Here is a 13282-nt window from a genome sequence, read left to right on the forward strand (position 1 = left end):
CAAACGTTCGATGTGGCGCGACCGTGCAGTGCACCGGCACTGCGATGCGGCAGGCCACACGCCATGGGCGCGACGCGACGCCGGTGCAGACCCGCTGCGTCGTCTCCCCGCCCGTTTGCCGTGGGTCGGTCTGACGGCCGTAGCGCCTCTCATCCGTTCCACGACTGGAGACACGCCCCCATGGTGTTTCGCATTTCCATCGCCTTGGTGGCGCTGCTGGTCCTGATCGCCGGCGTTGCCCCCGGCCCCTTCAATGACGTGGTGCAGACCGCGCTGACGGACGTGATCCGCAGTGCCGGCTGGCTGTACCTGCTGATCGTGTTCCTGACCCTGAGCTTCCTGCTGTACCTGGCGTTCGGTCGCTTCGGCAACCTGCGCATCGGCGGCGAAGACGCCGAGCCGGATTTCTCGCGCGGGAGCTGGCTGTCGATGTTGTTCGCCGCCGGCATGGGCATCGGCCTGGTGTTCTGGGGTGCGGCCGAGCCGATCTCGCATTTCCTCAAACCGCCGGAGGGGCTGGCGCCGGAGAGCATGCAGGCGGCACGCGCGTCGATGCGCTACGCCTTCTTCCACTGGGGCCTGCATCCCTGGGCGGTGTATGCGCTGATCGGCCTGGCGATGGCCTGGTTCCAGTACAACCGCAACGGCCGCGGGCTGATCAGCGACATCCTGCAGCCGGTCATCGGCCGCCATCACCGCGGCTGGATCGGGCAGTGCGTGAACATCGCCGCGGTGGTGGCCACCGCGGTCGGCGTGGCGACCACCCTGGGCTTCGGCACCATCCAGATCGCCGCCGGCGTGCAGCGCGTGTTCGGGGTGCACGCCGGAGTGCCGTTGCAGTTGACGGTGATCGGCGTGGCCTTCGTGCTGTACATGCTGTCCACCAGCACCGGTGTGGAACGCGGCATCAAGTGGCTGTCCAACATCAACCTGGCGCTGGCGGCACTGCTGCTGGCCGCGGTGCTGGTGCTCGGCCCCACCGGCTTCATCTTCGACACCTTCACCACCACGCTGGGCGCCTACCTCAATCAACTGGTGACGATGAGCCTGCGCATGTCGCCGTTCTCCGGCGACCGCTGGGTGGCCGACTGGACCATCTTCTACTGGGCCTGGTGGATCGCCTGGGCGCCGTTCGTCGGCGCGTTCATCGCCCGCGTCTCGCGCGGCCGCAGCGTGCGCGAATTCGTCGTCGGCGTGGTGCTGGCGCCGACCCTGCTCGGCTTCCTGTGGTTCTCGGTGTTCGGCGGCACCGCGCTGTGGTCGCAGCTGTTCGGCCACGTGGACATGCTGCAGGCGCTGCACAACGGCTACGAGACGGTGCTGTTCACCCTGTTCGACAGCCTGCCGGGGTCGCTGCTGCTGTCGAGCGTGGCGTTGTTGCTGCTGATGATCTTCTTCGTCAGTTCCGCCGATTCGGCGGTGCTGGTGCTGGCCAGCATGTCCACCGACGAGGCCGGCGACCCGCCGCTGGCGCGCAAGCTGGTGTGGGGCGTGGCGGTGGCGCTGATCGCCGCGGTGCTGTTGCTGGCCGGCGGCCTGGATGCGCTGCAGGGCGTGATCACCATCGCGGCGCTGCCGTTCGCCTTGCTGATGGTGCTGGTGATCGTATCGCTGTACCGCGTGCTCGATGCCGAGTCCAACCGCCAACGCCGCCAGGCGCAACGCGCCAGGCACATGATCGAGGCCTGGATCGCGCGCGAACAGGCGGCGCGGGACGACGCAGACGCGGCGGCGCCCCGCGCACAGGAATGAACGCCGCCGCGCGCGGCGTCCCTCAATAACCGGCAGCCTGCCCGTCCTTGCGGCTCTCCGAGGCGCCGTAGTACACGCCGCTGTCCGGGTCGCGCGCGATGGCCTGGTAACCGCCGTACGGCCCGTCGGCGAAGATCACCCGATGGCCCTTGCGCATCAGTTCGCGGATGGTGTCGTAGGCGAAGCCGGTTTCCAGGTTCAGCTCGCCGCCGTCGCGCATCGGCGTGGCCTGCCCGGTCGGCTCGGCGGAGCCATCGTGCTGGATCCGCGGCGCGTCGCCGGCCTCCTGCAGGTTCATGTGGAAATCGATCAGGTTCATCAGGATCTGCACGTGGCCCTGCGGCTGCATCGCCCCGCCCATCACCCCGAAGCTCAGCCACGGCTTGCCGTCCTTGGTCACGAACGCGGGGATGATGGTCTGGAACGGACGCTTGCCCGGCGCGTAGCCGTTGGGATGGTCCTTCTGCAGCACGAACATCTCGCCGCGGTCCTGCAGGATGAAGCCCAGCCCCGGCGGCGCCATGCCGCTGCCCATGCCGCGGTAGTTGGACTGGATCAGCGACACCATCATGCCGTCGGCATCGGCGACGGTCAGGTAGATGGTGTCGCCCTCTTCCAACTGCTTCGGCGTGCCCGGCTGCACTTCCTTCAGCGCGCGGTCCATCGAGATCAGCGCGCGCCGCTGCGCGGCGTAGTCCTTGGAGATCAGCCGCGCCAGCGGCGCCGGCTGGAACGCCGGGTCGGCGTAGAAGCGCGCACGATCGGCGAAGGCCAGCTTCTTCGCTTCGGTGAACAGATGCACGTGCTCGGCCGAGCCGAACGGGATCCTGGAGAAGTCGTAGCCCTCCAGGATGTTGAGCATCTGCAGCGCGGCGATGCCCTGGCTGTTGGGCGGCAGTTCCCACACGTCGTAGCCGCGGTAGTTGGTGGACACCGGCTCGACCCATTCGCCGTGGTGGCTGGCCAGATCCTCGTAGCGCAGGAAGCCGCCGTTGGCCTTGAAGTAGGCATCGATGGTGCGCGCGATCGGGCCCTTGTAGAACGCGTCGCGGCCGCCGTCGGCGATCTGCTGCAGGGTGTCGGCCAGGTTCGGGTTCTTCCACAGCTCGCCCTTGCGCGGGGCGTGGCCGTCGATGGTGAACTGCTCCTTGAAGCCAGGGTACTGCGACAGCCGCGGCACCGAGCGATCCCAGTAGTAGGCGATGGTCTCGGCCACCGGATGGCCGTCGCGGGCGTAGCGGATCGCCGGCGCCAGGTTCTGCGCCATCGTCCTGCGCCCGAAACGTTCGTGCAGCGCGAACCAGCCGTCGACCGCACCGGGCACCGAGACCGGCAGCGGACCGGTGGCCGGGATCTCCTTCAACCCGCGGCGCTGGAACTCGGCCAGGGTCAGCGCCTTCGGCGAACGGCCGGAGCCATTGTAGCCGTACAGCTTCTGCGTCTTCGGATCCCAGACGATGGCGAACAGGTCGCCACCGACGCCGTTGCCGGTCGGCTCCATCAGCCCCAGCGCGGCATTGGCGGCGATCGCCGCATCCACCGCCGAGCCGCCCTCACGCATGGTCTCCAGTGCGATCTGCGTGGCCAGCGGCTGCGAGGTGGCGGCCATGGCGTGCGGGGCGATCACTTCCGAGCGCGTGGCGAACGGCTGTCCGGTGATGCGGTCGGCGGCCTGCGCCGGCACCGACGTCGCCAGTGCCAGCGCGAGCGCCAGGCGCGCCAGGGAAGGAAGCGAAACGGACATGCGCGGCTCTCCGGAGAACAGGGGACGCCCACCGTACCCGAGTGCGGCGGGTGCCGCCGCGCAGGCGCTCACATCGCGCCATCGCAAAGGCCGGATTTCCGCGCAATTGGCGCCATTCGTCGACTGCGCCACCTCCGTTTCATGCGTAACCATGCAGTGCTGGCGCGGCTTTCGGCACATTCGCCTGCGGAGGCCCGCAACACAGTTGACAGTCGCGCAAAGCCCATGGTTATCTCGCTGCATGTTGCAGCGCCACACCCGCCCGAAGCCGACCCACCAGCCCGCCGCATTGCGCGCGGACGCTGCTGCGTCGCTCCTCGTACTCGTGCTTATTACCTCGCCCACAAGTGCGGGACGAACCGGCGTGTAAGCGACAAGCAGCCAGGATTCGATCAGACCCCGCACCGGCAACGGCGCGGGGTTTTTCGTTTCAGTGACCACGAATGCAAGACCCCTCTCCACTCCAACACCGTTCAAGGACATCCGCACAATGACCAGTTCCGCCCAGCCCACCACCAAGATCGCCATCGTCGGTTACGGCAGCCAGGGCCGCGCGCACGCGCTGAACCTGCGCGAGTCCGGCTTCGACGTCACCATCGGCCTGCGTGCCGGCGGCCCGACCGAAGCCAAGGCGCAGGCCGACGGCTTCGTGGTGAAGAGCCCCGCCGAGGCGGTCAAGGACGCCGACCTGGTCGCGGTGCTGACCCCGGACATGGTGCAGAAGAAGCTGTACGAAGAAGTGCTGGCGCCGAACATGAAGCAGGGCGCGTGCCTGCTGTTCGCGCACGGCCTGAACGTGCACTTCGACATGATCAAGCCGCGCGCCGACCTGGATGTGGTGCTGGTCGCGCCGAAGGGCCCGGGCGCGCTGGTGCGCCGCGAGTACGAGATCGGCCGCGGCGTGCCGTGCATCTGGGCGGTGTACCAGGACAAGAGCGGCAAGGCCGAGCAGTTCGCGCTGGAGTACGCCGCCGGCCTGGGCGGCGCGCGCGCCAACCTGATCAAGACCACCTTCAAGGAAGAGACCGAGACCGATCTGTTCGGCGAGCAGGCGGTGCTGTGCGGCGGCGCCTCGTCGCTGGTGCAGGCCGGCTTCGAAGTGCTGGTGGAAGCCGGCTACCAGCCGGAAATCGCCTACTACGAAGTGCTGCACGAACTGAAGCTGATCGTCGACCTGTTCTACGAAGGCGGCATCACCCGCATGCTCGAGTTCGTCTCCGAAACCGCGCAGTACGGCGACTACGTCAGCGGCCCACGGGTGATCGACGCGGCGACCAAGGAGCGCATGCGCGACGTGCTGACCGACATCCAGAACGGCACCTTCACCAAGAACTGGGTGGCCGAATACGACGCCGGCCTGCCGAACTACAAGAAGTTCAAGCAGGCCGATCTGGACCACCCCATCGAAACGGTCGGCAAGCAGCTGCGCGCCAAGATGGTGTGGCTCAACGGCGACGCCGCTGCCGCACCGGCCGCCGGCGGCACCAAGGCCGCGTAATCCGCGGCTCCCCCACCCGCTTCCACCGAAAGGTCGCCACCGTATGAACTCCTCCGCTCACGGCACGCCCCGCAACGGCGCGCGCTGGCTGACGCAGGCCCTGGAAGCCGAAGGCGTGGACACGCTGTTCGGCTATCCGGGCGGCACCATCATGCCGTTCTACGACGCGCTGGTAGACAGCCAGCTCAAGCACATCCTGGTCCGCCACGAACAGGGCGCGGCGCTGGCCGCCAACGGCTACGCCCGCGCCAGCGGACGGGTCGGCGTGTGCGTCGCCACGTCCGGCCCGGGCGCATCCAACCTGGTCACCGGCATCGCCGATGCGATGCTCGACTCGGTGCCGATGATCTGCCTGACCGGGCAGGTCGCCACACCGCTGCTGGGCACCGACGCGTTCCAGGAGCTGGACGTGTTCGGCCTGACCCTGCCGATCGTCAAGCACAGCTTCCTGGTGCGGCACGTGGACGACCTGCCGCAGGTGCTGCGCGACGCGTTCCGCATCGCCCGCGAAGGGCGGCCGGGGCCGGTGCTGATCGACCTGCCCAAGGACGTGCAGCTGGCCGATGCCACGCATCTGCCCGCGCACGTGCCGGCGGCGGTGCCGACCCCGCCGGCGCCGCAGGACGCGGTGCTGGCCGAGGCGCTGGCGGCGATCGCCGGCGCCGAGAAGCCGGTGATCTACGGCGGCGGCGGCATCGCCCTGGGCGATGCGGTGGATGCGTTCCGCGCGTTCGTCGAGGCCACCCGCATCCCCACCGTGCTGACCCTGCGCGGCCTGGGCGCATTGCCGCACGCGCATCCGCATTACCTGGGCATGCTCGGCATGCACGGCACCCGCGCCGCCAACATGGCGGTGCAGGAGTCGGATCTGCTGATCGTGGTCGGCGCGCGCTTCGACGACCGTGCCACCGGCAAGCTGGCCGAGTTCGCGCCGTTCGCACGGGTCATCCACCTGGACGCCGACGCCTGCGAGATCTCCAAGCTGCGCCAGGCCGACATCGCCGTGCCCGGCGACGTGGCGCAGGCGCTGCGTGCGCTGGCCGCGGCGACCAGCACCTGCGAGGCCTGGCACGCCCGCTGCGTCGGCCATCGCGAGAAGTTCGGCGCGCGCTACGACGCGCCCGGGCAGGACATCTATGCGCCCGGCCTGCTGAAGCGGCTGAGCGAACTGGCCCCGGCCGACACCGTGATCGCCTGCGACGTCGGCCAGCACCAGATGTGGGTCGCCCAGCACTGCCGCTTCAACCACCCGCGCAATCACCTGACCAGCGGCGCGCTTGGCACCATGGGCTTCGGCCTGCCGGCGGCGATGGGCGCGCAGTTCGCCTGCCCCGACCGCACCGTGGTGCTGGTCAGCGGCGACGGCAGCTTCATGATGAACGTGCAGGAGCTGGTCACCATCGCCCGCTGCAAGCTGCCGGTGAAGATCGTGCTGCTGGACAACAGCTCGCTGGGCATGGTGCGGCAATGGCAGGAACTGTTCTTCGCCGAGCGCTACAGCGAGATCGACCTCTCGGACAACCCGGATTTCGCCGCGCTGGCGCAGGTGTTCGGCATCCCGGCCAAGCGCATCACCGCGCGCGGCCAGGTCGACGACGCGCTGGCCGAGCTGCTGGCGCAGCCGGGCCCGGCGCTGCTGCACGTGGCCATCGACGCCCGCGCCAACGTGTGGCCGCTGGTGCCGCCGAACACCGCCAACAGCACCATGCTGGAAAGCAATCCCGCTGCCCAGCGCCAGGAGACGACACATGCGTTACCAGCTTGACCTGGTGCTGAAACCGATCGACGGCGCCCTGCTGCGCGCGATCGGCATGGCCGAACGCCGCGGCTTCGCGCCGATCTCGATCAGCGGCGCGCCGGTGGCCGAGGACGCCGGCCGCTGGCACCTGCAACTGGTGGTGGACGGCAACCGTCCCGGCGAGACCTTGCGCCTGCAGATGGAGAAGGTCTACGACTGCGAATCGGTGCGCGTGACCGCGCTGGATGGGGTGGTATGAGGCGGTCGGGACCCGGGGCCCGGGACTCGGGACCCGTGGCGGTCGCCGCGGACGTCAGGCGCAGCGCGAGACGCGCGAAAGCCAGGACTGCGCGGAGGTGTCTTCTTCCACGGAGGTCTCTTCTCCGGGAACCCGCTTTTCCCGGGTCCCGGGTCCCGGGCCGCGGGTCCCGAGCGCATGTCTAACATCCCCGCCCCGCAGGAGCCGGACGTAGGCCACGTCGCCGTCAGCGTGGCCGACGTGCTGGCCGCGCAGGCGCGGCTGCGCCGCTATCTGCCGCCGACGCCGGTGCATTACGCCGAGCGCTTCGGCGTCTGGCTGAAACTGGAAAACCTGCAGCGCACCGGTTCCTACAAGGTCCGCGGCGCGCTCAATGCGTTGCTGGCCGGGCTGGAACGCGGCGACGAGCGCGCGGTGATCTGCGCCTCCGCCGGCAACCATGCGCAGGGCGTGGCCTGGGCCGCGCACCGGCTGGGCGTGCAGGCGATCACGGTGATGCCGCATGGCGCACCGCAGACCAAGATCGCCGGCGTCGCGCACTGGGGCGCCACGGTGCGCCAGCACGGCAACAGCTACGACGAGGCCTTCGCCTTCGCCCGCGAGCTGGCCGAACAGAACGGCTACCGCTTCCTGTCAGCCTTCGACGACCCGGACGTGATCGCCGGCCAGGGCACCGTCGGCATCGAGCTGGCCGCGCACGCCCCGGACGTGGTGATCGTGCCGATCGGCGGCGGCGGCCTGGCCTCCGGCGTAGCCCTGGCGCTGCGCTCGCAGGGCGTGCGCGTGGTCGGCGCCCAGGTCGAAGGCGTGGACTCGATGGCGCGGGCGATCCGCGGCGACGTCCGCGCCGTGGATCCGGTGCCCACCCTGGCCGACGGCGTCAAGGTTAAAATCCCCGGGTTCATCACCCGCCGGCTGTGCGCCAGCCTGCTCGACGATGTGGTGATCGTGCGCGAGGCGGAACTGCGCGAAACGCTGGTCCGCCTGGCGCTGGAGGAGCACGTCATCGCCGAGGGCGCCGGCGCGCTGGCCCTGGCGGCCGGGCGCCGCGTCGCCGGCAAGCGCAAGTGCGCGGTGGTGTCCGGTGGCAACATCGACGCCGGCGTGCTGGCGACGCTGCTGTCGGAGGTGCGCCCGCGCCCGCCGCGCAAGCCGCGCCGCCGCAGCGCCGAGCGACTTCGTAGCCAACGTCCCGCCCCGCCCGCTCCTGCCCGCATCGCCGCGTCCCCGCATCCCCATCCGCAAGCCAACGCCGCCGTAGAGGAACCCATCTGGTGAACACTTCCGTTTCTTCCCAGACCCCCCGCATCCGCATTTTCGACACCACCCTGCGCGACGGCGAGCAATCCCCCGGCTGCAGCATGACCCCGCCGCAGAAGCTGGTGATGGCGCGCGCCCTGGCCGAGCTGGGCGTGGACATCATCGAGACCGGCTTCCCGGCCAGCTCGCAGTCCGACCGCGAGGCGATGGCGCTGATCGGCCGCGAAGTGCGCGGCCCGACCCTGGCGGTGCTGTCGCGCTGCCTGGCCGCCGATATCGAGACCTCGGCACGGGCGCTGGAAGCGGCGGCCAATCCGCGCCTGCACGTGTTCCTGTCGACCAGCCCGCTGCACCGCGAGCACAAGCTGCGCATGACCCGCGAGCAGGTGCTGGAGTCGGTGCGCAAGCACGTCGCGCTGGCGCGCCAGTACGTGGACGACGTGGAGTTCTCGGCCGAGGACGCCACCCGCACCGAGGAGGATTTCCTGGCCGAGGTCGCCAGCGTGGCGATCGCCGCCGGCGCCACCACCATCAACCTGCCCGACACGGTCGGCTTCACCACCCCGGAAGAGATCCGCGGCATGTTCGCGCGGATCATCGCCAGCGTCCCCGGCGCCGACCGCGTGGTGTTCAGCGCGCACTGCCACAACGACCTGGGCCTGGCCGTGGCCAACTCGCTGGCCGCGGTGGAAGGCGGCGCGCGGCAGGTGGAATGCGCCATCAACGGCATCGGCGAGCGCGCCGGCAACTGCGCGCTGGAAGAGATCGCGATGGCGCTGAAGGTGCGCAACGCGTTCTACGAACTGGACACCGCGATCCACACCCCGCGCATCGTCGCCACCTCGCAGTTGCTGCAGCGCCTGGTCGGCATGCCGGTACAGCGCAACAAGGCGATCGTCGGCGGCAACGCCTTCGCCCACGAGTCGGGCATCCACCAGCACGGCATGCTGCGCCACCGCGGCACCTACGAGATCATGCGCCCGGAAGACGTGGGCTGGGAGTCCTCGCAGATGGTGCTGGGCCGCCACAGCGGCCGCGCCGCGGTCGAGCAGCGCCTGCGTGCGCTCGGCTACGTGCTGGACGAGGCCGAACTGAACATCGCCTTCGACGCGTTCAAGGCGCTGTGCGAACAGCAGCGCGTGGTCAACGACGCCGACCTGCAGGCGATGATGCAGGACGCGCCGGAGAGCCAAGGCTACCGCCTGTCGTCGATGACCGTCAGCGACCGCGGCCAGCGCGCCAGCGCGCAGGTCGAGCTGTCCGATCCGGACGGCCAGCGGGTCAGCGAGCGCGCCGAGGGCGACGGCCCGGTGGACGCCCTGTTCGCCGCACTGTCGGCCGCCACCGGCGTGCAACTGGTGCTGGACAGCTACCAGGTACACAGCGTCGGCATCGGCGCCGACGCGCGCGGCGAGGCCAATCTCAGCGTGCGCCACGGCGAGGTCGAGTACGACGGCACCGGCACCAGCCGCGACATCATCGAGGCCAGCGCGCTGGCCTGGCTGGACGTGGCCAACCGCGTGCTGCGCCAGCGCCAGGGCACGCCGGCCGCGGCCGACGCGCTGGCCTGAGCGGCCACAGCGCGGTCATCGTCCTCGTGCACGCTCGCCTTCGCTCCCCTTCCCCGCCCAGCTTTCCTGCCAGGTAGTTCCGCAATGTCCGCCACTCCCCGCACCCTTTACGACAAGCTGTGGGACGCGCACGTCGTCGTCCCCGAAAGCGCCGCCGCCCCGGCGGTGCTGTACATCGACCTGCACCTGATCCACGAAGTGACCTCGCCGCAGGCCTTCACCGAACTCAAGACGCGCGGCCTGGCGCCGCGCCGGCCCGACCGCACCAAGGCGACGATGGACCATTCCACGCCGACCCTGCCGCGCGGCGCCGACGGCAAGCTGCCGTACTACACCCCGGCCTCCGAGGCGCAGGTGGACATGCTCGCGCGCAACTGCGCCGACTACGGCATCGAACTGTTCGACATGGGCTCGGACAACCGCGGCATCGTCCACGTGATCGCGCCGGAACAGGGCTTCACCCAGCCCGGCATGACCATCGTCTGCGGCGACAGCCACACCTCCACGCATGGCGCGTTCGGCGCGCTGGCGTTCGGCATCGGCACCAGCGAGGTCGGCCACGTGCTGGCCACCCAGTGCCTGCTGCAGCGCAAGGCCAGGACCATGGCGATCACCGTCGACGGGCCGCTGGCGCCGGGCGTCGGCGCCAAGGACGTGATCCTGCACATCATCGGCGTGATCGGGGTCAACGGCGGCACCGGCCACGTGCTGGAATACCGCGGCTCCACCATCGAAGCGATGGACATGGAGCAGCGCATGACCCTGTGCAACATGTCGATCGAGGCCGGCGCGCGCGCCGGCATGGTCGCGCCGGACCAGGTCACCTTCGACTGGGTCGCCAACACCCCGCGCGGCCCCAAGGGCGCCGACTTCGACGCCGCCGTGCAGCGCTGGTCGCAGCTGCGCAGCGATCCCGGCGCGCGCTTCGACGCCGAGGTGCGCATCGACGCGCGCGACATCCGCCCGACCCTGACCTGGGGCACCCACCCCGGCACCGCGATCGCGGTGGACATGCCGATCCCGGCCGCGCAGGATCCGGCGGCGCAGAAGGGTCTGCACTACATGCACCTGGAAGCCGGGCACGCGCTGATCGGCACGCCGGTGGACGTGGTGTTCGTCGGTTCCTGCACCAACGGCCGGCTCAGCGACATGCGCGAAGTGGCGCAGGTGCTGCGCGGGCGCAAGGTGGCGCCGCACGTGCGCATGCTGGTGGTGCCGGGCTCGGAGATCGTCAAGCGCCAGGCCGAGGCCGAGGGCATCCACGAGGTGGTGCGCGCGGCCGGTGCGGAATGGCGCGAATCCGGCTGCTCGATGTGCATCGCCATGAACGGCGACCTGGTGGCGCCGGGGCAACTGGCGGTGAGCACCAGCAACCGCAATTTCGAAGGCCGCCAGGGCCCGGGGTCGCGCACCCTGCTGGCCTCGCCGCTGACTGCGGCCTGGGCGGCGGTCAACGGCCAGGTCAGCGATCCGCGCGCGCTGTTCGCGGAGGTCGCGTGATGGCGCCGCACATCGCCGCGTTCGCGGCCACGCTGACCTTCGTCGCCACCACCACCCGCGCCTTCGCGCACCGCCACCAGCCGCTGCTGCCGCCGCACGTGCCGCCTGCGGCGCTGCCGCCGGTGGCCGACGCCGCGGCGCCCGCCCCCGACTCCGCCGCTTCCCAGGAGACCCCGTGATGGCCGGCTTCGCCACCCTCACCTCGCGCAGCGTGGTGCTGCGCCAGACCAACATCGATACCGACCAGATCATCCCGGCGCGGTTCCTGTCCACCACCGAACGCGCCGGCCTCGGCCGCCACGCCTTCAACGACTGGCGCTGGCAGGCCGACGGCACGCCGAACCCGGAGTTCGCCTTCAACCAGGCGCACAACGCCGGCCGCCAGATCCTGCTGGCCGGGCGCAACTTCGGCTGCGGCTCCTCGCGCGAGCATGCGCCGTGGGCGCTGACCGACCTGGGCCTGCGCGCCATCGTCAGCAGCGAGATCGCCGACATCTTCCGCAACAACAGCCTCAAGAACGGCCTGCTGCCGATCGTGCTGGCCGAGGACGACGTGCAGACGCTGATGCAACGCCCGGACGACGAACTGACCGTGGACGTGGCCGCGCGCGAGCTGCGCACGCCCGACGGCCGCGTCTACGCCTTCCCGCTCGATGCGTTCTCGCAGACCTGCCTGCTCGAAGGCGTGGACGAGATGGGTTACCTGTTGCTGCGCCAACCCGACATCGAACGCTACGAGGCCACCCATGCACGCTGACATCGTCGTCCTGCCCGGCGACGGCATCGGTCCGGAAGTCGCCGCCGCCGCGGTCGCGGTGCTGCGCGCCGTCGCCGCACGCCACGGCCACGACTTCCAGTTCCACGAACACGACATCGGCGGCATCGCCATCGACCGCCACGGCGAGCCGCTGCCGGAGGCGACGCTGACCGCCTGCCAGGGCGCCGACGCGGTGCTGCTGGGCGCGGTCGGCGGACCGAAGTGGTCCGACCCCAACGCCAAGGTGCGCCCCGAACAGGGCCTGCTGGCGATCCGCCGCGGCCTGGGCCTGTTCGCCAACCTGCGCCCGGTCAAGCCGCACAAGGCGGCGCTGGACGCCTCGCCGATCAAGCCGCACCTGCTGCAGGGCGTGGACATCGTGGTGGTGCGCGAACTGACCGGCGGCATCTACTTCGGCGACAAGACCCGCAGCGCCAGCGACGCCAGCGACCTGTGCCGCTACACCGTCGCGGAAATCGAACGGGTGTTGCGCAGCGCGTTCCGCCTGGCCCGGCAGCGCCGCAACCACGTGGTCTCGGTGGACAAGGCCAACGTGCTGGAAACCTCGCGGCTGTGGCGCGACGTCGCCGCGCGGATCGGCCGCGAGGAATTCCCGGACGTGCGCCTGGAACACCAGTTGGTCGATTCGATGGCCATGCACCTGCTGGCCAAGCCACGCGAGTACGACGTGATCGTCACCGAGAACATGTTCGGCGACATCCTCACCGACGAAGCCTCGATGCTGGCCGGCTCGCTGGGCCTGCTGCCGTCGGCCTCGCTGGGCGATGGCCGCATCGGCCTGTACGAGCCGATCCACGGGTCGGCGCCGGACATCGCCGGTAAGGGCATCGCCAACCCCTACGCGACCATCCTCAGCGCGGCGCTGCTGCTGCGCCACTCGCTGGGCCTGGAAGCCGAGGCGGCGGCGATCGAGCAGGCGGTGGATGCCGCGCTCGACGCGCAGGCGTTCACCGCCGATCTCGCCGCGCCCGGCCAGGGCATCTCCACCGAAGCCGCCACGCAGGCGGTGCTGCAGCGCCTGCAGGCCTGATCCGCGGCGGCGCCCCCGCGCCGGCCGTCTCCCGCCCGCCGCAGCGATGCGGCGGTGCGGAACTCCCCATTGCCACGCCCCGCGCTCTTCGCGGCGCCTGCCTGGCGCCTGCGCGCGCTTCCCACGCAACGTTCGTCGCCGCGCCACCGACG

11 protein-coding genes are annotated in these 13282 nt (G+C 70.4%); 10 read left to right on the top strand and 1 reads right to left on the bottom strand.

What is annotated here, in order from left to right:
* Positions 1 to 180 precede the first annotated feature (180 nt).
* Entirely contained in the window at positions 181 to 1752 is a 1572-nt protein-coding gene (locus SLW52_RS09375; protein WP_017914891.1) for a BCCT family transporter, read from the top strand.
* 22 nt (positions 1753 to 1774) lie between these two features.
* Here the strand turns inward: SLW52_RS09375 and ggt are convergent, their stop codons facing one another.
* Positions 1775 to 3496 carry a gamma-glutamyltransferase gene (gene ggt / locus SLW52_RS09380; protein WP_043094834.1) on the bottom strand — a complete coding sequence of 574 codons (1722 nt, stop codon included), beginning with the start codon at positions 3494 to 3496 and terminating at the stop codon, positions 1775 to 1777.
* A 490-nt stretch (positions 3497 to 3986) separates the two neighbouring features.
* Between ggt and ilvC the strand changes: the two genes are divergently transcribed.
* From ilvC to leuB, 9 genes are all read left to right on the top strand, one after another.
* Complete coding sequence (gene ilvC, locus SLW52_RS09385; protein ID WP_010343386.1) at positions 3987 to 4994, top strand: ketol-acid reductoisomerase; 1008 nt, start codon at positions 3987 to 3989, stop codon at positions 4992 to 4994.
* 43 nt (positions 4995 to 5037) lie between these two features.
* Positions 5038 to 6759, top strand: a complete 1722-nt coding sequence (gene ilvG / locus SLW52_RS09390; protein WP_267102087.1) for an acetolactate synthase 2 catalytic subunit — start codon at positions 5038 to 5040, stop codon at positions 6757 to 6759.
* Positions 6743 to 6991, top strand: coding sequence for an ACT domain-containing protein (locus SLW52_RS09395; RefSeq protein WP_017910519.1), 249 nt, complete (start codon positions 6743 to 6745; stop codon positions 6989 to 6991). Before ilvG ends, SLW52_RS09395 begins: the two co-directional genes overlap by 17 nt.
* Before the next feature lie 177 nt (positions 6992 to 7168).
* Positions 7169 to 8269, top strand: coding sequence for a threonine dehydratase (locus tag SLW52_RS09400; RefSeq protein WP_043094831.1), 1101 nt, complete (start codon positions 7169 to 7171; stop codon positions 8267 to 8269).
* Entirely contained in the window at positions 8266 to 9822 is a 1557-nt protein-coding gene (locus tag SLW52_RS09405) for a 2-isopropylmalate synthase (protein WP_267092770.1), read from the top strand. The genes SLW52_RS09400 and SLW52_RS09405 overlap by 4 nt, the downstream gene beginning before the upstream one ends.
* A gap of 84 nt (positions 9823 to 9906) precedes the next feature.
* Positions 9907 to 11322: a 3-isopropylmalate dehydratase large subunit gene (leuC, locus tag SLW52_RS09410; protein WP_295941586.1), complete on the top strand. Its 1416-nt coding sequence runs from the start codon at positions 9907 to 9909 to the stop codon at positions 11320 to 11322.
* The gene (locus SLW52_RS09415; protein ID WP_267092772.1) at positions 11322 to 11501 is read left to right on the top strand and encodes a hypothetical protein; all 180 of its coding nucleotides are present in this window, start codon (positions 11322 to 11324) and stop codon (positions 11499 to 11501) included. Before leuC ends, SLW52_RS09415 begins: the two co-directional genes overlap by 1 nt.
* Positions 11501 to 12079 (top strand): 3-isopropylmalate dehydratase small subunit, encoded by a 579-nt coding sequence (leuD, locus tag SLW52_RS09420; protein ID WP_017914017.1) that lies wholly within the window; start codon positions 11501 to 11503, stop codon positions 12077 to 12079. Before SLW52_RS09415 ends, leuD begins: the two co-directional genes overlap by 1 nt.
* A complete protein-coding gene (gene leuB / locus SLW52_RS09425; protein ID WP_320740276.1) occupies positions 12069 to 13130 on the top strand; it encodes a 3-isopropylmalate dehydrogenase in 1062 nt (353 codons plus the stop codon). Before leuD ends, leuB begins: the two co-directional genes overlap by 11 nt.
* The last annotated feature ends 152 nt before the right edge of the window (positions 13131 to 13282 follow it).

It is taken from the genome of Xanthomonas sp. LF02-5 (assembly GCF_034105325.1).
In the GTDB taxonomy this organism is placed as follows: Bacteria; Pseudomonadota; Gammaproteobacteria; order Xanthomonadales; family Xanthomonadaceae; genus Xanthomonas_A; species Xanthomonas_A sontii.

Bases quoted from the DNA above. Each gene is read 5' to 3' on its own strand.
- SLW52_RS09375 (WP_017914891.1), top strand. From the start codon at position 181: ATGGTGTTTCGCATTTCCATCGCCTTGGTGGCGCTGCTGGTCCTGATC.
- ggt (WP_043094834.1), bottom strand. From the start codon at position 3,496: ATGTCCGTTTCGCTTCCTTCCCTGGCGCGCCTGGCGCTCGCGCTGGCA.
- ilvC (WP_010343386.1), top strand. From the start codon at position 3,987: ATGACCAGTTCCGCCCAGCCCACCACCAAGATCGCCATCGTCGGTTAC.
- ilvG (WP_267102087.1), top strand. From the start codon at position 5,038: ATGAACTCCTCCGCTCACGGCACGCCCCGCAACGGCGCGCGCTGGCTG.
- SLW52_RS09395 (WP_017910519.1), top strand. From the start codon at position 6,743: ATGCGTTACCAGCTTGACCTGGTGCTGAAACCGATCGACGGCGCCCTG.
- SLW52_RS09400 (WP_043094831.1), top strand. From the start codon at position 7,169: ATGTCTAACATCCCCGCCCCGCAGGAGCCGGACGTAGGCCACGTCGCC.
- leuC (WP_295941586.1), top strand. From the start codon at position 9,907: ATGTCCGCCACTCCCCGCACCCTTTACGACAAGCTGTGGGACGCGCAC.
- SLW52_RS09415 (WP_267092772.1), top strand. From the start codon at position 11,322: ATGGCGCCGCACATCGCCGCGTTCGCGGCCACGCTGACCTTCGTCGCC.
- leuD (WP_017914017.1), top strand. From the start codon at position 11,501: ATGGCCGGCTTCGCCACCCTCACCTCGCGCAGCGTGGTGCTGCGCCAG.
- leuB (WP_320740276.1), top strand. From the start codon at position 12,069: ATGCACGCTGACATCGTCGTCCTGCCCGGCGACGGCATCGGTCCGGAA.